A 16360-nucleotide genomic window follows, 5' to 3' on the forward strand; every position below is an offset into this window, starting at 1 on the left:
CATCGATGACACACATGATTACCCGAATGTTGGCTGGCGCGGTGCTGATTGCAGGCAGTGCGCTACCGGTATTGGCCGATCAGGGCAAGATGGTGACCCTGGCGGATGTGACCCAAGGGGATGCGGCCGCCAATATCTGGGTCAGCGGCACGGTGGCGAGTCGCCAGCAGGCGGCGCTCAGCGCCGAAGTGAGCGGCCGGGTTGAGTGGATCGCCGAATTTGGCAGCCGGGTCAAAAAAGGGGACGAGCTGCTGCGCCTCGACAGCGCGGCACTGCGCCTCTCGCTGGAGCAGGCTCGCGCCGAGCAGGCGAAATGGCAGAGCAACCTGCGCTTCGCCCGCGCCGAATCCCAGCGGATCACCCGACTGCACCAGCAAAAGAGCGCCTCCCAGAGCCAGTACGACAAGGCCAGTTATGATGTGGAGCAGGCCGCGCTGGCCGAGCGACTGGCCGCCATACAGGTGAACCAGATTGAAGAACAGCTGCGCCGCAGCCACATCTATGCCCCGTTCGACGGGGTGGTGAACAACCACTTCATCCAGCCCGGCGAGCATGTGGACGCGGGCGAGCAGGCGCTGGAGCTGGTCAACCCGGATCAGCCGGATATCCGCCTGCAGGCCCCCATTCTCTGGGCCCAGCAGCTGGCACCGCAAACCCGGCTGCGGGTGGAGGGGGAGCAGCTGAGCGGTCACGGCGTCTATTACCAGCGAGCCGCCAGCGCCGATCCCAAGTCGCGCCTCATCGAGCTGCGCCTCAAACCGGAAGCGGGCACCTTCATCATCGGCTCGCCGGTACGGGTTGCACTGCCACTGGGGGATCAGCAGAGCATGCTGCTGCCCCGGGATGCTCTGGTGCTCGGCACCGATGGCAGCGTGGTCTATCAGGTGGCGCGAAGCGGCAAGGCGCTCAAAGTGAATCGGGTGCCGGTCACCGTGCTGTTTGGCGACAGCCAGCAAGTGGCAGTGAGCGGCGCCCTCAAGCAGGGGGATCGGGTGGTGGTGCGCGGTGCCGGCAGCCTGCAGGATGGCGACACCATAGCGCTGTTCAAGGGCTAACCACGCCCGACGCAGGCTGGCCAATCTTTGCCCGCTTGACCCGGGACATACAGCCAAACGGTCCACAGTTTGCTATCTTGGCGGCCATCACTCGCGTTTAGAGCAATCAACACCCATGAGCATTATTTTGGGCATCGATCCGGGTTCGCGGATCACCGGATACGGGGTTATCCGGGTCGTGGGCGGCAAGGCCGAATACTTGGGCTCTGGCTGCATCCGCACCGATTGCGGCGAGCTGCCGGAGCGCCTCAAGCAGGTCTATGACGGGGTATGCGAGATCATTACCCAGTTCAAGCCCACCGAGTTTGCCATCGAGCGGGTCTTTATGGCCCGCAACGCCGACTCGGCCCTGAAACTGGGGCAGGCCCGGGGCAGCGCCATCGTCGCCGCGGTCAACGCCTATCTGCCGGTGAGCGAGTACTCCGCCACCCAGATCAAGCAGGCGGTGGTCGGTACCGGCGGCGCCGCCAAAGAGCAGGTGCAGCATATGGTGACCCATCTGCTGAAACTCTCCGCTACCCCGCAGGCAGATGCGGCAGATGCCCTTGGCGTCGCGCTCTGCCACCTGCACACCCGCCAGAGCCTGATCAAGATGGCCGGCCGTGCCAGCAGCTCGGTACGTGGCCGCTATCGCTGAGCCCTTGTGTCGTCCACAACTCATCTCGGTATCGCTAAATAAAAAAACCGCCCCGGATCTCCGGGGCGGTTTTGTTTTACGCAGGTAACAACCGGCGGGACTTGTCAGATGAATGTTCTCTTACGTAGCCGGCCATATATTCAGCCGCCTTATTCAACCGCGGCATTCGCCCCGGCGAGTCGGGCCTGCTGTTCACCACGCTTTTCCAGCGCCGAACTCATGGCGAGGGAGAGAGCCTCCAGCTGGCCATCGAGGCTGGCATCGATGATCCCCACCTCGGTCTCGAGAATGCAGCCCCCCTGATCGAGGCGGGCATCGGCGGAGATCTCGAGATAGCCAATTTCGGGGAAATCCTTGTGCACCCGGGCGATCTGGTCACGCACCGCCTGCACCTGCTCGGGATGAACCCGTATCGTCACCTGCTTCTGGTTGCTCACCAGCGAGAGCGCCTCGCGCACCACCTTGAGGGTGAGCGCCACCTGATCGTAATCGTGCAGGATCTTGCGCACCGCCTGCAGCACCACCTCGCTCATCTGCTGCTCCACGGTGCGATAGTACCCCTGGCACTGCAACTGGGTCTGGTGGATCAGCACCGCCTGTTCGCGCCGGGCCTCGTCAATCCCGGCTTGCCAGCCAAGGCTTTTCTGCTCTTCATAGACGGCGCGGGCCTCGGCCACAATATCAGCCGCCTGGGCCCGGGCGGCCTCTACCAGCTCCTGTGCACTCAGGTAGGAGAGGTAATCCTGGCTACGCAAAATACGCTGGCTTGGCGCCAGTTGCAGATGGTCACTCTTTATTTCAACAAATGGCAGCATTGGGGAGTTACCTGTTTGGCAATCTTGAGACAAAGCGCCCGGGCCAGTGGCAGCTGATCGGCCGCCAGAGGCCATGATGGCCCGGGTGGCGCCGGGGGAAGTCGCAGCGCGAGGCGGCGAGCCCAGTCGAGGTAGCCCTCCCCAGCAGCCGCCAGCCAGAACTGCAAGCCCGCCTCTTCCAGCACCCCCTCATCGAGCTGAGCGGGCAGAGGCTGCTGCCAGCCAGCGGGCCAAGGTCCAATCAACAAGTCGAGCTGGGAGAGTACGGCTCTGTGCCCCTCCTCCCCCAGCAGGGCGATGATCTGGCGCAGCGTCGGTGCCAGCAGGCAGCGACGGATCGCCTCTCCGTGCAGCACGGCCCCCAGACGGCGCAACAACAACACCAGCTCGCTTTGGGGAAAGAGCGCCAATCCCCCCAGAGGCGCGGGCATCTCGTAGCCAATCCCCAGCGCCAGCACCTCGAGCAGGGCGCCGTTACTGGCTGGCAGCGTCCGCCACTCGGGCAAGAGTTTGGGCACCTGAGCCCAGGATGAGGGCAGGTGCGCCTCATGGAGGTAACTGGCCGGGCAAAAGCGCAGCTGATAGGGGGTCAAACCGACCGTCATCCGCGACTCCGGCTCCGGTGCCACATGTATTGCGCCAGGTTGCTGGTCACCACCAACGCCAGCAACAGGGCAATCAAGCCGCCCAGCCGCCACTTTGAGCCTTCGCTCACTTCAATGGAGAAGAGCGAGGTATTGCGCGGCATCAACGGGCTCTGGCGCACATCGGCCGAGGGCACCAGCACCACGCTGATCCGGTCGTAGGCGAGCCCTTCGATACTGTTGTTGACCAACTGCTTGATCTGCGGGATGTAAGTATCGAGCTGGATATCCGCCGCATGCTTGATAAAGACCGAGGCCGAGGCGGGCGAGGGTTTCTTGCTGATCCCCTCATTGCCCTCCGGCAGCACCACATGAACGCGAGCCACCAGCACGCCGTCGATTTCCGACAGGGTATTGGAGATCTCCTGCGCCTTGGCATAAGTGAGACGAGCCCGCTCCTCGGTCGGCGAGGAGATGAGGCCATCCTTGGGGAACACATCCTGCAAGGTGGAGAAGCTCTCTTTTGGATAGCCCTTGCGTTTGAGGGTCTCGATGGCCTGCGCCACGTCGGACTCCTCCACCAGCAGCTTGATGCGGCCATCCTTGTCCGGCTGCTTGTCCGAGGCGATCCCCTCGGTTTGCAGCAACGCCAGCATCTCGTTGCCCTCTTTCTGAGTGACCCCGGTATAGAGCTCCACTTTGCAGCCACTGAGCAGCAACGAGGCGCCAAGCACCCCCATCAGCATCGATCTCTTCACACTACCTCACTGGGTCTTCAACAGGGTTTCTACGTTCTGGCTCATCTTGCCCACTGTCTTGGCAATCAGCTCCTCCTGCATGGTGATCCGCATCAGCGACCACTGCATCTGCATCAGGCTGTTGGGATCATCCCCCGGGGTGGCCAGCTCGGCTTGCAGGTTCTGTTTGGCCTCGACAAACTGCTGTTTCAACTCCCCCAGCTCCCCCAGCAGGGAGCTCCCCATCCCCTGGGATGTGCTCCCCATCGCCTGTTCAAAACTGGCGACATGGGGCGAGGAGAGATCCACCGCTTTCAACTCATCCAGGCTGGTGACCACCGCCTGGGCAGACTGTGTAATTTCCATCACGCCTCCAGATCAAGTTTGTGCGAATTGCGCATCAGATTGTCCACCATGCCGTTGAGCGGGATCAGGGTCATCAGCTCGCGCCGGGCCAGTGCATCGAGAAATTGATGCCCCGCGGGCACAGCGCCCTGCCCGTCCCTGAGCTCGTTCAACAAGTTCAGCAACACCTTCTCCCGCCGCGATGCCAAGGGATCAAACTCCCGCATGGTGGCTCGCAACTCCGGCAGATCAATGGCATCCACCACAGGCGACTGACGCTCGCCAAAACGCGCGATCAACTTGTCGATAACAGGGGCAAACAATTGCTTGCCAATCTCCGGCGCCGGTTTGTCGCCCTGTTGGTAGATCTGCCAGAGCAGTTCACGCTTGGCGGCTGGTGTTACACCGGCCAGCAAACCCTCAAGGGGGGCCCCCTGTTGCCAGCGTTCGAACAGATCCGGCTCGGGGGCTTTGGCCAGCAGTCGTTCAAACTGACGTTGGGCCATGGATTCGGGCGGGGGGGGCTGACGCTGCGGCTGCTCTCCCCCCGGCTGATCGCTGCCTTCAATTTTCATGAGGTCATCTGCTCGCGCAGGCCTGCGGCAAACTGTTGCAAGGCTGGCTGACCGCTCTGTTCCAGTCGGAGCAATCGTACAACCAGCGCCTCCTGCTGACCGAGCCGCCACTCGCACAGGGCCAGCCAGGGTTCGATATCCGGTGTACAGTGCTCGCCACCAAGCTGCAAAGCGGCCTGGTAATCCCCCCGGTTCATCAGGGATGAGAGGCGAATGAGCGTTACACACTCGGTCATCTCCGGCGCACCAGCCAGCCAGTCGGCAATAGTAGCCGCCTCCTGATGGCAATGGTGGCCGGTGCCAGCCAGCGCAAGTTCGGCCAGTTGTCGCTTGAGTTCAGGGTTCATCATCAAATCTTCTGCAAAATACCCTGCATCAGGTCTTTCATGGCCCGAGTCACGGTGGAGTTGATGTTGTAGATCACCGACCATTTGTTGATCTTGTGCTGCAACTCGGCCAGCAACGCCGGGTTGTCAGGGTTTTTTTCCATCGCCGCAATGGCCTTGTTGACCTCGGTATTGGCATCATTGGCCTGCCCGGAGAGGTTCGATGCCACCTGATCGAGGGTATTAGTAGTACCGTCCGCATACTTAAAGTAATCAGCCATGGTTGTGCTCCTTTAACTTGCCAATAATCGTGAGCCCCGCCTCGATGGCGTCGGCCTGTTGTTGCCACTCCCGATACTGTTGCGGGGTTCCCCCGCGCAGCAGTTGCCGTTTCACGTCTCCCTGCGCCTGAACAAGCTGCTCATGCAGCTCACGGGCAAAGGCGGGATCAGCGCCGGACAGTCGCGCTTCCAAACTGGTCATCATGCCGCTCGGCTCCTTTTAATTTGACGATGTATTGCTGCTTGCCCTTGCTCACCACCACCGCATCGGGGCGAATGGCCTGCACCCGCACCCCGCTGGAGGTTGCGCCCCCAACCGGATAGCGCTGGTTGTCTGCCAGCACCACATAAGGCACCCGGCCAAACGAGACGCTGCGCACGTCGAACTCCAGCTCATCCTGACGCGGCGTTCTGGTCTGATTGATCAGCTCCAGCGTCGGGTGCGTACCAAACTCCCGGCGAAACTGCTGATTGACCTGCTGAAACTGGCCAAGTTGGCGCTCATCCAGCTGGCCGGAGAGTTCGAGTCGCCCACCCGCCTCACGCACCCGCAATGCACCAGCCAGCCCCTGTTCCTGTAGCAATGCATCGAGACGCTTGCGATAGGCCCCGGCAATCTGTACCTGATTCTCAACCCCCAGCAGGCCGGGTACCTCCTGCTTGAGCAGAGATTCAATAGTGCTCCATTTGCTATCCTGCCCCTGAATTTCACCGCTGAGCTTGAGCCAGCCGGGCTCCTTGCCATTGCGGATCTGCAGCTGTTCATAACCCAGCTTCTGCAAGATAAAGCCGGCACCCTGCCGCAGATCTTCCATGGTGCGCAGCTCCAGCCGGTAGTTGAAACCCTTGCTGTCGAGGTACTGCTGCAAGGCAAGACGCGCGCTGTTCTCATCGACATAACCCGAGAGTTGCCACAGCTCGGGATCACTACTGTTCAGCACCACCTGACGGTAGTTTGGTGCAGCCAGAAAGCGCTTCAATGCCTGCTCACTGCGGGCGGATTCGTTCTCGTCGGCGCCATGCAACCAGCCCGTGCCGAGCAGCAAGACCAAGGCGACCACCAGACTCAGGCAGAGGGCCCCCATCCAGACATCGGCGCCCGCTGCCCGCCGCCGCGGCGCACGAGAAGGAGCAACCACCGCCGCCTGTGCCTCCAGCTGTTCGGGTAGCGAACGACTGTTGTCACAGAAGCTCCAGAGCAGCGGGCCTGCCTCCAGGCGCGTTCCCGCCCTGAGCGTCTCTCCCGCAGTCAGGGCGACACCGTCCTGAGTCGGGGTAATACCGTCCGCCCAGGCTTGCAGAGTGATCCCTTCCCCGTTCACCAGCAGTACCAGATGCTCGGGGGCCATCCCCTCATCCACCAGCACCAGATCAGCCTTGAGGGGATCGGAACCGATGACCAGACGCCCCTCCGGCAGAGGAACTTCTACCCCGCGGTTGAGCCCGCGATATACGCGGCACTTCCAGCTCATCGGGTCGCGCCCTCATTGCCCGCCTGCACACACCAGCTGGCGGCCGGTGTACATTTTTGATCCTTGTTCATTTCGACCAGACGCCACCCCAGCTCATTGCCCATCCGGCACTGGGTGAGGGACGAGCTCTTGCCCCCCTGACGCAGCAGTTGCTGCACATCACGGGCTGCAGCCAGCGGCTGGCATTGCGCGCCCCCCAGCACCTTGCCAAGGGAGAGACTCTGATTGGAGATCTCATCAGCCCCGAGCACCCCGGCTCGCAGATCCTGACCATTGCCGAGGGCCAGATAGTGGGCAATACCGTCATCAATCAGACGAGGCTCGATGATAAAGAGCCGCACCGAACGACGAGTCTGGGTGTCCTTGCTACGGAACAACGCCCCCAGATAGGGGATGTCACCAAGGAAGGGCACCTTGCTCAGGTTCTCGCTCATCTCGTCGCGGTAGATACCGCCAATCAGCAGGCTCTGGCCGTGGCCGACCCGGGCGATGGTATCGACCACGGTGCGACTGATGGTGGGGATGCCATCGGCCCCCGCACTGTTGGGTTTCTGGTTGCCATCCTCGATGTGGAGGCTCAGGCTGATCTCGGGTCTGTCACCCATCTGGATCACCCGGGGCGTCATTCGCAGCATGGTGCCGTAAGTGATCCCCTGCAGCTCGGCCACCCGCTCGCCGCTGATCTTCACGTAATAGGTTTCGCTGTGGTCGATCACCGCCTGGGTGTTCTCCTGGGTCAGCAGGGTCGGGCGGGAGACCACTTGGGCATTGCCTTCGTTTTCCAGCAAATTGACCCGGGCCAGCAGATAGTCGAGCCCTTTGGAATCCACCAGACTGCCGAGCGCGGCGCCCCCTTCAATTCCTTTGCGATCGCCGGTGGTCTTGATAATCACCTGCTGGTTGGAACCGGTGCGGATCCCCACTCGCCAATCCACCCCCAACTGGGAGAGATCCTCGGCATTGATATCGATAATGGAGAGCGCCACCTCAATGCGGGCCGCCGGTTTGTCGAGCGCGGCGATCAACTTGCCGTACATCGCCATCCGCTCCGGAGCATCGCGCACGATCACCGCATTGAGGGAAGGATCGGCTTGCACGATGGCCTGACCGGAGGTGGCCGTTGCTGCCTTGCTACCCTCGCCGTTGACCATCTGCACGCCAGCATCGCTCAGCAGCTTGGCCAGAATGGTCGCCACACCGGGCGCCGCCACATCGGTATCGCGGTACTGGATGGAGCGATCGGTAGCCGAGGCGTACTTGAGGGGGAAGATCTCGATGGCCAGCGGCCCGGTCTTCTCGCTGCGCAGCTGGGACTGTTGCTCCAGTGCCAGCGCAGTCTGCTCGATCAGTTCAAGGTAACGGGGCGGGCCGGAGACATAGACCAGCCGGTTATCCGCATCGGGGCGCCAGCCAAAGCGGGGTTCCCAGATCCCGGCTCGTTGCAGCGCCTGTTTGAGTTCTGCTGCGCCAGTCTGCTCAAGATTGATGAGACGGGACTGCACTTCGCTGTTCTTGAAGACGTAGAGCACATTACCGTCGTAGTACCAGACCAGGTTGTAGAGGGAGGAGAGCTGCTGCAAAAAGGCGAGCGGCTCGTCATGCTCAAACTGACCGTTGACCTGATCGTTGACCTTGTCGCTGACCACCACGGAGACCTCGTAGTTGGCACCGAAGTTGACCAGCACGTCGCGCAGACTCTCCCCTTCTGCCACATAGCTGTAAGGCATGGGCAGCCAGTCCAGCTCCTGTGCCATGGCGGGACGCTGCCACGCCATCACGGCGAGGCAGATCCACAACAGGGGACGCAGCAAGGGTTGCACACTCAAGGGTGCCATATCATCTGTCTCCATTGGGGGGCCAAGGCGGCCTCGGTCAATTGGGGTTCCAAGCGCTCCAGCAGGGCGATGTGCTGGCTCAGGCGCTCCGCCAGCAGCGCCTCATCGAGCCACTCCAGCGCGAGCCGCGCCTCCAGCTGCAAATTGCCAAGATCGTCCAGCACCAGGGCATGGGGGGCATGACGCCCCCAGGCCACCACCTGTTGCAACAGACGCTTTAGCAGCGCCGGATCATGGGCCTCAGCATCATTCCTCTGGCTGCTTGCAAGCGGGGTACTCAGCAGCAACTCACCGTTTCTGGGGGTCAGAAAAAGGGGATAACCATCGATCCGCAGATGGTACTTTCCCTGTGCGTCGGCAATAAAAGGCCCTTGGCCAAGGTTTGCGGCCAATCGATTCAGTAGCGTTTGCATAGTTCCTCGGGCTATCTAGGGCGCAGGAGGCTGCCAGTAGAAGTGATCCTGACCCAGGGCAATGCCCCGGCCGGCCAGCCACTCATGCAGGGTTAGGGCTGCCTCGTCCTGATGGGGCAGAGCCTGCAGGGCATGCCAGAATGTGCCGAGCTCAAGCGGTACCGGCATCAGGTGAACCGGGTCCCCCTCCTTGCTCGTTTGCGCATACCAGGCAGGCCAGGCCAGCTGGAGACGTGTCTCACAATCACTCTGCAGCCGGGTGAGCTCCTGCTCGCGCTGGTTCAACTGCTCAAGCTGATCGGCGATCCGGCTCTCCAGATCCGCCGGTACATCGACCACGGTCTGCCAGAACACGGCCTGGGCATTGAGCTGGCGGCGCATCACCTGCAACTGCTCCAGTTCGTTAAGCCAAGCGCCGTAAAGTGGTTCAAGACGCTGAACCCACCAGCGGTGCAAGGGATAGAGCACCCAGTGCCACAGCAAGGGACGATCCGCCAGATTGATGCGGTCCCCCAGCTGCTGCATCCAGTCACAACGCTCGCTGCCTGCCAGCCGCAAGATCTGTTGCAGCTCCTCACGCGAGACGGCCAGCGCGGCATCGAGACGGCGCTGAAACCAGATGGAGCCCAACAGGCTCTCCAGTCGGGTTCTGGGCAACAGTCGTTGCAACAGGGCCATCTGCTGCGAGGTGATCACGCCGGCATCCTGATAACGGAGCACGGACAGCTGGCCGACCAGACGATCCCGACTCAAGGTATCTGGCTGGACAACGGTAACCCGACGACCTGCAAACAGGCCCTGGTTAGGTGAATGGTGATCTTGCTGACTCATGCTATGCCTTGCTCATCTTGCTGCGGGCAATAATGGAATGATGTTTCGATATGCTGGCTATTCTATCCATTGCCTCGCTCCGCGGCTTATAAAAAACGTCAGATTATTTTAGTCCGGCGTTAATCTGTGCCGTGTCGGGCACGGCTTGGCGTACAGCCAAAACGACGACGATAACTCTGGGTAAAATAAGATTGGCTGGAGAAACCGGCCTCCATCGCAATATCGACGATGCTCATTTCACTATTGAGTAATAACTGATGAGCGAAAAGGATCCGCCTTTCACTGATCCAGGCGCGTGGAGAAACACCATATATCGAGCCAAACAGCTCCTTGAAAGTGGTCAATCCCATACCGAACTCTTTGGCGAATTCGCTGAGCTTCCACTCCATCAGATAGTGCTTTTCCATAAACTGTTGCAACCGCTCGACCTGGCGATTGCTCAGCTGGCGCAAAATAGACATCAGTTGAGGCCCCTGTTCGCCAAACGCGAGCAGAAACAACATCTCTTCGGTGCGTAATTGGGCAAGTGCGGGGGGATGTTCATGTTCGGTCAACCCGCGCAGCCCCTGAATACATTGGGTCAGCAAGGGGGATGAGTGAAACGGCAACAGCGTGGGGGCCATCCCCTCCAGCCGGGGGACTTCACTCAATAGTGAACCGAAACGTTGCAAGAAGCCTTGCAAAAAGGAGTTTGACAGAGGTAACCAAAGCAGGCGGCAGGGGCCGTCACCGGTACAGACCGCGTAGTTGCCACGGCGCACGAACAGAAGTTCGTTGGGGGATAATTCATAGGTATCGGTACAGTCCTGCCACTTCATCGATCCTTCCAGGAGGATATAAATTCCCTCTTGCGGATGTTCGATAACGTTAAAAGCAGACATGCACCACTGGAGCAGGGCCATATCGCCCTTCTCTGTGGTAGTAATGCCCTTCATGTTTTATTTTCCTGAATCTGCGTGTAGTACCAGTAACACCTCCGGAAGCGGGTCGCTCTCGGGTGCTTTATTATTGCTGTTATTTTTATTTATTATTTTGTAATCAAGTCATTCGCTGGTGAATTCAAAAATTAATCACCATTGAAATGAGGGGGGATCCTACAACAGTCACAAGCAGAAAAACCAGCCTAAAATTAGAGCTAACACACTATTTATCCAATGCAACGGCTCATACTTAATGGTGTGCTTACAGCAAAATATACTTCGTTACAAAAAGAAACCTTCAATCTTAACTGACAAATTAATAAATGATTGATTTGAGGCTTTTTATTTAAACACAATCATTACTGACATTGTGGATAACAAGATTTTGGCTGCAATTGAATAACCATTTTTTTGTCATTAAAAATCTTAAAAACTTTCTGCTGACTCATAGCCTGTACCGCGGAGCCATCTATAAATCGCAAGCGGGCCTGCAGATAGATCTCCCCTTCCGCCAGTTGCAGAGGGGTCAAACGCAGATCAAACAGCAATGGCAGCATGGTCACCTCATAACGGGTGGCTGCCACTTGCAACGGACGCCCCCCGATCACGCTGAGCACCACCACCTCCACCGTCGCCGGACGTGGCAAGGCTTGCGGGAAGTGCACCTCGCCCTTGAGTTGCTGTTGCGATGGCTTCAGCTCCGGGGTGGTGACACAACCGGCCAGCATGGCCAACAGCATCAGTGCCAGCAGACCTCTCATAGCACCCGGATCCGCCGTTCACTCAGCGGGGTGTGCTCGCCCTGCTGCAGTCGCTGCAACGCCAGCTCCTGGACCTGATTGAGGGTAATTGAGCGTCGCAGCAGTGCCGACAGGGGAACCTGGCTCGTATTAGCTGACCGGGCACTCACAGTTCTGCCTGCAAATGCCCCTACCTTGCCCGCCTCTACCCCATGCAGGGCCAGCGCACCTTGTGATTCCTGAATCTTCATGGTTATACCCGCACTCCCATCACCTGATCACTGCTACCTGCCTCCCGAGTACCGGGTTGCAGCAACTCCTGCCAGAACTCGGCATGCTCCAACATGCTGGCGAGACTCTCTTCAAGGTACGCCAGGGTCAACCGGCTTGCCGCCATCTGGCGATAGAGTTGCACCGTCAGACTCTCTTCATCGAAACCGAAGTGAAGATTGAATTGATACCAGTGACGATTGAAGCTGGCCAACTGACGAAAAATCCCCTCGCCCACCTGATGCAGCTCGGCCACGTCGGCCTGCAACACCAGCTGATCCCGCTCCGGCACCAGGATCAGGCTGAGTTGCAACTGCTCGTCAAAGCAGAGCGCCGCAACCCCCTCCTGATTCAGAGCCAGGGATGGCAAACCATATTTGGTGGCAAATTCAGCGAGCAGTCGATTGATGATGACAGTTACATCCATGATTTCCTCCAGCAGAGAGGAAGGCATGTTAGCCTGCCACCGCCATGCAGGCTGTCACTCAAGGGCGGCACTTTTAAGAAAAATGGCCGGAAAACAAAAAGGCGCCCCAGTGGGCGCCTTGATTGCCATGGCGTTTATGCAACGCCGAATGCCGCTTTCCAGGCCTGATTCTGGCTCTGGGAATACTGCTGCATCAGTTGCAGCAGATCTTTCATAAAGTTGGCATTGAAGGACATATTGTCCTCGGCCTTCTGCTTCTCGCTCTGGCTGATGGTCGCCTCGACCTCGTCTTCTTTCGCATTGGCCTGGCTGTCACCCTGCGCCACCTGCACCGCAGAGTTGCTCATTTGCCCCACAGACTGGGTTACGGTGTTGAACACCTGACCCCGTTCGGAAGTGCGAGCAAATTTCTTGTCCAACAATCGGCTCGCATTACTGTCTGCAACTTGATCCTGTTTCCAGACTTTGCCCACATCAGCACGATCAACCTGTTGGCCCTGCTTGCTCAAGCTATCAACCTTGGCGTCAATCAAGGCCTCGCGACCGGCAATCTTGCCATCAAGGGATTGTTGCTGCTTGATAGTCTTGGCGCCCTTGCCCAGGCTGATCCCGCCCATAATGGCAGAGAACCCCGCCATCACGCCGGAGACCACCGCCATGGCGATCATCAGCTTGGCGCCGTGGCGCATCTCGTCAACCTGTGCCTGCTGGTTGCTGATGACCAGCTTGTTCTCGATATCCCGAACCTGCAACCCCTCCTCACGGGCCTGACGGGCCAGCTTGAACAGCAAGGACATCATATCCATCGCACTGTCCAGCTGCGCAACCATCTGGGTCACCCCTTTGGTATCGAAGGGAATGGAGGGACGTGGCAGAGTAGGAACGCTCTTGTTCTCTGCCCCTTGCGAACGAGTCGAAGGGGCGGCCTCATGGGCAGTGGTCGCACTGCGAACCTGCTGCGGCTCACCGGCCTGCACCTCGGTCAGCGGGGCGGTACGGGTTACGCCATTTGCATAATCACTGTTAATCATGGTCGGTACTCCTTAGATAGCGGCAGGTCTGCGGGCCAGGTTGTTCATCATGTCGCCCTTGGCATTGATCATCTGGAAGATCATCTCCATGGTCTGCTGGAACGCCTCGATCATCTGGGCTATCGCCTCCTTGAGCTTGTCGATGACCCCTTGCAGTTCGGTCATCTCGCTCTTGCTCAAGGCAAGATCAGCCTGGGCATCGAGCGACTCGGACTCTTTCGCTGACTGGACCGTTTTGGCCACGCCACTGCTCACATCAATGAGGATATCGGCACCCTGGGTGGCCAGTTTGGCCACTTTCGCCACCTTGTCACTCACCTTCACCGCCTCAACGGTTGCTCTGGCACCAAATTTGGCGGCCATTTCACCCGCCTTGGCAACGATTTTGGCGGTAACATCCGCAACCTTGCCACCAATCTTGGCGCCCAGTTTGGCAATCGCACCGCCAATGGTCGCGCCGAAACTGACTGCGGCCGAAATCACTGCCAACGCAATCTCTATCCCCATCAGGGCTGGCCCCAGCTTCTCCATCACCTCCTTGGAGATAAGGCCATCAGCGGCAGCCTGCTGCACAGCCATGTTGACCACGCCAACGACGCCAGCTGCGATCATCAGGGCACCGGCGGCAGCGCCAATCCCGGTTGCCACCATGATGGCGCCGATCACCAGCGAGGCGATGGCACTGATCCAGCCAAAAATTTTGCCAAAGATACCGGCCTTCTTGGCCTCCTGGGCACTCTCTTCTGCCTCTTTGATCTTCGCCTGGTTCTCGCCGATCTTCTTCTCGTTCAGCGTGCGAGCTTGTCGGATATCATCAAGCTTCAGCTTGGTCTGGGTCTTCTCCAGATCGCTGGTGAGCTTGCCCAGCTCAATCTCGAACGCTTCGGGCGAGGTAAAGGCTGCGGTCACCAACCCGGTGGTGTGCGGCAGAATCAAGCGGGTGTTCTCTTTCACCGAAGCCACCAACTTGCCGATTTCACCAAGTTGCTGCGCACTGACCTGGCTATTGCTTACCGCCAGTGGTGGGTTCAGCGAGACCCCTGACTTGCGGGCCTGGCCGGTGACTTGCACCGTGGCGGCATCGAGCCGTGTTTCACTGCGAGGTTGGGTTACGGGCGCCAGGCCCGCAACATCACCTGTGTTTCCCAGCGGGGAAACCTGTCTTTCATTGCTGATCGGGTTCATCTTGCAGATCCCTTCTGATTGCGATGGCTTCCAACATGACCTTGGCGCTTGCCGCCAGGTCTGCCTGCCGGGGATCTGTGTCCGCCAGCAGTCGGGCCGAGTGGAAGCCACTCTCGGCCCCGTTCAAATCACCTTGTTGCAGCCGGCACTCGGCAGCATGAAACGGGAAACGGGGATCTTTCAGGTCGAGCATGGCGCCAAAGCTGTAGCTTTGAACCGCCGTTTCAAACTCCCCCATCGCCTGACGGCAGGCACCCAGCCCGAGGAAATAGCGCGGCTCGTAGTGATCCAGCATGCAGAGGGCCTGGAAGATCTTGTGAGCATCCTCCCATTTGCCAGCCTGATACTGGCCAAAGGCCAGGGCATAGAGCTGCTCCAGGGTGTCGCCCGAGATATCCTGCAGCATGGCCAGGGTGCCACCGTCAGCCATAAAGGCTTCCAGCTCTGCTTCATATTCCGGGGTCAGGGTGGTGTCGGTCTGCATGATCTCTCCTCAAATTGCGCCAAGAATGTCGCGCATGATGCTGTCGTATTTCTGGATAAAGCGGTTGAGTGCCTCGATGGCGGCGTTGTAGCGCGAGCTGACGTCGTTGAGGCGGGTGGTCTTTTCACTGACCTGATCGTTGAGCGGGCGAGAACGGTCGCTCACACTGGTGGAGAAGTTGCCAAGCTTGTTGTTGTCCTTGTCATAGCTGTAGCTGGCTTCGATATTTTTCATCGCGCCGCTCTTCTTTTGATCACTTTCGAGGAACGTTTTAACTGTGATGACCTGCGTTGCTACGATCTTCTCAAAATTGGCTTTTTTACGCTCATAATCGGCCTTGGCCTCCCCCAGCGTTTTGGGGTCGAGGCTGGCAGACGTTACTTTTTCCAGCTCGTTTTTAGCGTTGGTGAAATCTTGCTGTGCTTTTTGCACCGACCCATCGGTAAACATTTTTGACAACAGTTTGAACTCTGACCCATCCATAAATTCGGCCAGAGACTGATAGCCATAGAGTTTGTAATCCAGCAGATTGAAATTGGTGTTGAAGGTCTGGCTGGATGCCGCAGAGAGCACCTTGTTGATCTCGGACTGGATCACCCCGTAGATCTTCAGCTCAGCTGTCATCTCTGCGAGCTCCTCCCGCAACCCTTTACGCTGGTTGTCCTGAAACGCCATCACCCCGGTAAAGGTCGTGATGAGATCGTCATCGATGCGATCCATGGTCAGCGCACTGAGGGAGAGCAGCATAAATTCAGGGACGGTCCAGTGGGTGACTGGCGGGGTTTGTTTTTCTCCCCGCTCGATCATCCCCTTGATGGCGGCAATGGCCGCATCTTGCCCCCCCCGGAACTGGCCCTGCGCCCAGACTCCGTTGATCGAGGCGGGATCCGTCAGATAGGCAGCCAGCAACTTCTCCAGCTGCTCCTTGCTCAGCGCAGTCGATGAGTCAGCACTGATGGTGATCTTGCCCTTGAGCAGCTCGACCAGTTCGGTCAACTTGGGGTTTTTATGGCCCGGCAATGCGTCCAGCGCTTGTCCATCAAGCCAACCGACGAATGCGCCAGGGTTGGTGTTGTAGTCAGGGATAGTGCTCATCACGACTCCTTAAATCATCAGTCCGCGCATCATGGTGGGACGGCGACTCTTGCGGCCCTCTCCCGGCTGGGCCGGCAGTAACGCCTGCCTGCGCTGGATCTCTGCCAGCAACTCCTGCTCGGCCACGGCCACTTGCTCGGTCGGCGCATCGAATAGCAGCTGACAGGTCTGATCCGAGAGGGCTAGGCCAGCCAGCATCTCTTGCAACAGAGCGTTGCGGTGATCGCTGTCGGCAATGGCCTGCTCTGCCTGCGAGATGGTCTCGCTATGGTCGGCAAAACGCGGTTGTTTCATCTTGGCTC

At 59.1% G+C, this 16360-nt stretch carries 23 protein-coding genes; 2 read left to right on the plus strand and 21 right to left on the minus strand.

Annotated elements, in window-relative coordinates; translation table 11 throughout:
• Positions 1 to 5: 5 nt before the first annotated feature.
• On the plus strand, positions 6 to 1055 hold the full coding sequence (locus AB5Y76_RS20440; protein WP_201913530.1) for an efflux RND transporter periplasmic adaptor subunit: 1050 nt from the start codon (positions 6 to 8) through the stop codon (positions 1053 to 1055).
• Positions 1056 to 1170: 115 nt separating this feature from the next.
• Positions 1171 to 1692, plus strand: coding sequence for a crossover junction endodeoxyribonuclease RuvC (gene ruvC, locus AB5Y76_RS20445; RefSeq protein WP_005334512.1), 522 nt, complete (start codon positions 1171 to 1173; stop codon positions 1690 to 1692).
• A gap of 149 nt (positions 1693 to 1841) precedes the next feature.
• Here the strand turns inward: ruvC and ascL are convergent, their stop codons facing one another.
• The 21 genes from ascL to acrG form a co-directional block, all read right to left on the minus strand.
• The gene (ascL, locus tag AB5Y76_RS20450; RefSeq protein WP_139493437.1) at positions 1842 to 2507 is read right to left on the minus strand and encodes a SctL family type III secretion system stator protein AscL; all 666 of its coding nucleotides are present in this window, start codon (positions 2505 to 2507) and stop codon (positions 1842 to 1844) included.
• Positions 2486 to 3112, minus strand: coding sequence for a Yop proteins translocation protein K (locus AB5Y76_RS20455; RefSeq protein ID WP_263716798.1), 627 nt, complete (start codon positions 3110 to 3112; stop codon positions 2486 to 2488). The genes ascL and AB5Y76_RS20455 overlap by 22 nt, the downstream gene beginning before the upstream one ends.
• Positions 3109 to 3849 (minus strand): SctJ family type III secretion inner membrane ring lipoprotein AscJ, encoded by a 741-nt coding sequence (ascJ, locus tag AB5Y76_RS20460; protein WP_179831119.1) that lies wholly within the window; start codon positions 3847 to 3849, stop codon positions 3109 to 3111. The genes AB5Y76_RS20455 and ascJ overlap by 4 nt, the downstream gene beginning before the upstream one ends.
• Positions 3850 to 3855: 6 nt before the next feature.
• Positions 3856 to 4194, minus strand: a complete 339-nt coding sequence (ascI, locus tag AB5Y76_RS20465) for a SctI family type III secretion system inner rod subunit AscI (protein WP_167567541.1) — start codon at positions 4192 to 4194, stop codon at positions 3856 to 3858.
• Positions 4194 to 4748, minus strand: a complete 555-nt coding sequence (locus AB5Y76_RS20470) for a YopR family T3SS polymerization control protein (protein WP_118853559.1) — start codon at positions 4746 to 4748, stop codon at positions 4194 to 4196. The genes ascI and AB5Y76_RS20470 overlap by 1 nt, the downstream gene beginning before the upstream one ends.
• Positions 4745 to 5098: a YscG family type III secretion system chaperone gene (locus AB5Y76_RS20475; protein WP_263716799.1), complete on the minus strand. Its 354-nt coding sequence runs from the start codon at positions 5096 to 5098 to the stop codon at positions 4745 to 4747. The genes AB5Y76_RS20470 and AB5Y76_RS20475 overlap by 4 nt, the downstream gene beginning before the upstream one ends.
• A complete protein-coding gene (sctF, locus tag AB5Y76_RS20480; RefSeq protein WP_075114906.1) occupies positions 5098 to 5355 on the minus strand; it encodes a type III secretion system needle filament subunit SctF in 258 nt (85 codons plus the stop codon). The genes AB5Y76_RS20475 and sctF overlap by 1 nt, the downstream gene beginning before the upstream one ends.
• Positions 5348 to 5560 (minus strand): YscE family type III secretion system co-chaperone AscE, encoded by a 213-nt coding sequence (gene ascE, locus AB5Y76_RS20485; RefSeq protein ID WP_021229953.1) that lies wholly within the window; start codon positions 5558 to 5560, stop codon positions 5348 to 5350. The genes sctF and ascE overlap by 8 nt, the downstream gene beginning before the upstream one ends.
• Positions 5523 to 6827, minus strand: coding sequence for a SctD family type III secretion system inner membrane ring subunit AscD (ascD, locus tag AB5Y76_RS20490; protein WP_263716800.1), 1305 nt, complete (start codon positions 6825 to 6827; stop codon positions 5523 to 5525). The genes ascE and ascD overlap by 38 nt, the downstream gene beginning before the upstream one ends.
• Positions 6824 to 8677 carry a SctC family type III secretion system outer membrane ring subunit AscC gene (gene ascC, locus AB5Y76_RS20495; protein ID WP_263716801.1) on the minus strand — a complete coding sequence of 618 codons (1854 nt, stop codon included), beginning with the start codon at positions 8675 to 8677 and terminating at the stop codon, positions 6824 to 6826. Before ascC ends, ascD begins: the two co-directional genes overlap by 4 nt.
• The gene (ascB, locus tag AB5Y76_RS20500; RefSeq protein WP_017411838.1) at positions 8650 to 9075 is read right to left on the minus strand and encodes a YscB family type III secretion system chaperone AscB; all 426 of its coding nucleotides are present in this window, start codon (positions 9073 to 9075) and stop codon (positions 8650 to 8652) included. The genes ascC and ascB overlap by 28 nt, the downstream gene beginning before the upstream one ends.
• Positions 9076 to 9090: 15 nt before the next feature.
• On the minus strand, positions 9091 to 9906 hold the full coding sequence (gene exsD / locus AB5Y76_RS20505) for a type III secretion system negative regulator ExsD (RefSeq protein WP_058058923.1): 816 nt from the start codon (positions 9904 to 9906) through the stop codon (positions 9091 to 9093).
• A 119-nt stretch (positions 9907 to 10025) separates the two neighbouring features.
• Positions 10026 to 10841 (minus strand): AraC family transcriptional regulator, encoded by an 816-nt coding sequence (locus AB5Y76_RS20510; RefSeq protein ID WP_318528136.1) that lies wholly within the window; start codon positions 10839 to 10841, stop codon positions 10026 to 10028.
• A 344-nt stretch (positions 10842 to 11185) separates the two neighbouring features.
• Positions 11186 to 11587 (minus strand): YscW family type III secretion system pilotin, encoded by a 402-nt coding sequence (locus AB5Y76_RS20515; RefSeq protein WP_263716802.1) that lies wholly within the window; start codon positions 11585 to 11587, stop codon positions 11186 to 11188.
• Positions 11584 to 11817 carry a T3SS regulon translocated regulator ExsE family protein gene (locus AB5Y76_RS20520; RefSeq protein ID WP_040065242.1) on the minus strand — a complete coding sequence of 78 codons (234 nt, stop codon included), beginning with the start codon at positions 11815 to 11817 and terminating at the stop codon, positions 11584 to 11586. Before AB5Y76_RS20520 ends, AB5Y76_RS20515 begins: the two co-directional genes overlap by 4 nt.
• A 2-nt stretch (positions 11818 to 11819) precedes the next feature.
• Positions 11820 to 12263, minus strand: coding sequence for a type III secretion system chaperone (locus AB5Y76_RS20525; protein WP_021229946.1), 444 nt, complete (start codon positions 12261 to 12263; stop codon positions 11820 to 11822).
• 134 nt (positions 12264 to 12397) lie between these two features.
• Positions 12398 to 13294 (minus strand): type III secretion system translocon subunit AopD, encoded by an 897-nt coding sequence (gene aopD, locus AB5Y76_RS20530; protein WP_263716803.1) that lies wholly within the window; start codon positions 13292 to 13294, stop codon positions 12398 to 12400.
• Positions 13295 to 13306: 12 nt separating this feature from the next.
• Positions 13307 to 14479: a type III secretion system translocon subunit AopB gene (gene aopB / locus AB5Y76_RS20535; protein WP_005334552.1), complete on the minus strand. Its 1173-nt coding sequence runs from the start codon at positions 14477 to 14479 to the stop codon at positions 13307 to 13309.
• Entirely contained in the window at positions 14460 to 14963 is a 504-nt protein-coding gene (gene acrH / locus AB5Y76_RS20540; protein ID WP_042054069.1) for a SycD/LcrH family type III secretion system chaperone AcrH, read from the minus strand. The genes aopB and acrH overlap by 20 nt, the downstream gene beginning before the upstream one ends.
• A 9-nt stretch (positions 14964 to 14972) precedes the next feature.
• Positions 14973 to 16058 carry a virulence-associated V antigen gene (locus AB5Y76_RS20545; RefSeq protein WP_263716804.1) on the minus strand — a complete coding sequence of 362 codons (1086 nt, stop codon included), beginning with the start codon at positions 16056 to 16058 and terminating at the stop codon, positions 14973 to 14975.
• Between the two features lie 9 nt (positions 16059 to 16067).
• Positions 16068 to 16352: an LcrG family type III secretion system chaperone AcrG gene (gene acrG / locus AB5Y76_RS20550; RefSeq protein WP_005334559.1), complete on the minus strand. Its 285-nt coding sequence runs from the start codon at positions 16350 to 16352 to the stop codon at positions 16068 to 16070.
• Between the last annotated feature and the right edge of the window lie 8 nt (positions 16353 to 16360).

The organism is Aeromonas sp. R1-2, assembly GCF_040908505.1.
In the GTDB taxonomy this organism is placed as follows: Bacteria; Pseudomonadota; Gammaproteobacteria; order Enterobacterales; family Aeromonadaceae; genus Aeromonas; species Aeromonas veronii.

What these genes read in the sequence shown, in the direction of transcription:
- AB5Y76_RS20520 (WP_040065242.1), bottom strand. Translation starts at nt 11,817, where the DNA reads ATGAAGATTCAGGAATCACAAGGTGCGCTGGCCCTGCATGGGGTAGAG.
- AB5Y76_RS20545 (WP_263716804.1), bottom strand. Translation starts at nt 16,058, where the DNA reads ATGAGCACTATCCCTGACTACAACACCAACCCTGGCGCATTCGTCGGT.
- acrH (WP_042054069.1), bottom strand. Translation starts at nt 14,963, where the DNA reads ATGCAGACCGACACCACCCTGACCCCGGAATATGAAGCAGAGCTGGAA.
- AB5Y76_RS20470 (WP_118853559.1), bottom strand. Translation starts at nt 4,748, where the DNA reads ATGAAAATTGAAGGCAGCGATCAGCCGGGGGGAGAGCAGCCGCAGCGT.
- AB5Y76_RS20510 (WP_318528136.1), bottom strand. Translation starts at nt 10,841, where the DNA reads ATGAAGGGCATTACTACCACAGAGAAGGGCGATATGGCCCTGCTCCAG.
- acrG (WP_005334559.1), bottom strand. Translation starts at nt 16,352, where the DNA reads ATGAAACAACCGCGTTTTGCCGACCATAGCGAGACCATCTCGCAGGCA.
- AB5Y76_RS20515 (WP_263716802.1), bottom strand. Translation starts at nt 11,587, where the DNA reads ATGAGAGGTCTGCTGGCACTGATGCTGTTGGCCATGCTGGCCGGTTGT.
- ascC (WP_263716801.1), bottom strand. Translation starts at nt 8,677, where the DNA reads ATGGAGACAGATGATATGGCACCCTTGAGTGTGCAACCCTTGCTGCGT.
- aopB (WP_005334552.1), bottom strand. Translation starts at nt 14,479, where the DNA reads ATGAACCCGATCAGCAATGAAAGACAGGTTTCCCCGCTGGGAAACACA.
- ascE (WP_021229953.1), bottom strand. Translation starts at nt 5,560, where the DNA reads ATGATGACCAGTTTGGAAGCGCGACTGTCCGGCGCTGATCCCGCCTTT.
- ruvC (WP_005334512.1), top strand. Translation starts at nt 1,171, where the DNA reads ATGAGCATTATTTTGGGCATCGATCCGGGTTCGCGGATCACCGGATAC.
- ascB (WP_017411838.1), bottom strand. Translation starts at nt 9,075, where the DNA reads ATGCAAACGCTACTGAATCGATTGGCCGCAAACCTTGGCCAAGGGCCT.
- sctF (WP_075114906.1), bottom strand. Translation starts at nt 5,355, where the DNA reads ATGGCTGATTACTTTAAGTATGCGGACGGTACTACTAATACCCTCGAT.
- aopD (WP_263716803.1), bottom strand. Translation starts at nt 13,294, where the DNA reads ATGATTAACAGTGATTATGCAAATGGCGTAACCCGTACCGCCCCGCTG.
- AB5Y76_RS20475 (WP_263716799.1), bottom strand. Translation starts at nt 5,098, where the DNA reads ATGATGAACCCTGAACTCAAGCGACAACTGGCCGAACTTGCGCTGGCT.
- ascI (WP_167567541.1), bottom strand. Translation starts at nt 4,194, where the DNA reads ATGGAAATTACACAGTCTGCCCAGGCGGTGGTCACCAGCCTGGATGAG.
- ascD (WP_263716800.1), bottom strand. Translation starts at nt 6,827, where the DNA reads ATGAGCTGGAAGTGCCGCGTATATCGCGGGCTCAACCGCGGGGTAGAA.
- ascL (WP_139493437.1), bottom strand. Translation starts at nt 2,507, where the DNA reads ATGCTGCCATTTGTTGAAATAAAGAGTGACCATCTGCAACTGGCGCCA.
- AB5Y76_RS20440 (WP_201913530.1), top strand. Translation starts at nt 6, where the DNA reads ATGACACACATGATTACCCGAATGTTGGCTGGCGCGGTGCTGATTGCA.
- exsD (WP_058058923.1), bottom strand. Translation starts at nt 9,906, where the DNA reads ATGAGTCAGCAAGATCACCATTCACCTAACCAGGGCCTGTTTGCAGGT.
- AB5Y76_RS20455 (WP_263716798.1), bottom strand. Translation starts at nt 3,112, where the DNA reads ATGACGGTCGGTTTGACCCCCTATCAGCTGCGCTTTTGCCCGGCCAGT.
- AB5Y76_RS20525 (WP_021229946.1), bottom strand. Translation starts at nt 12,263, where the DNA reads ATGGATGTAACTGTCATCATCAATCGACTGCTCGCTGAATTTGCCACC.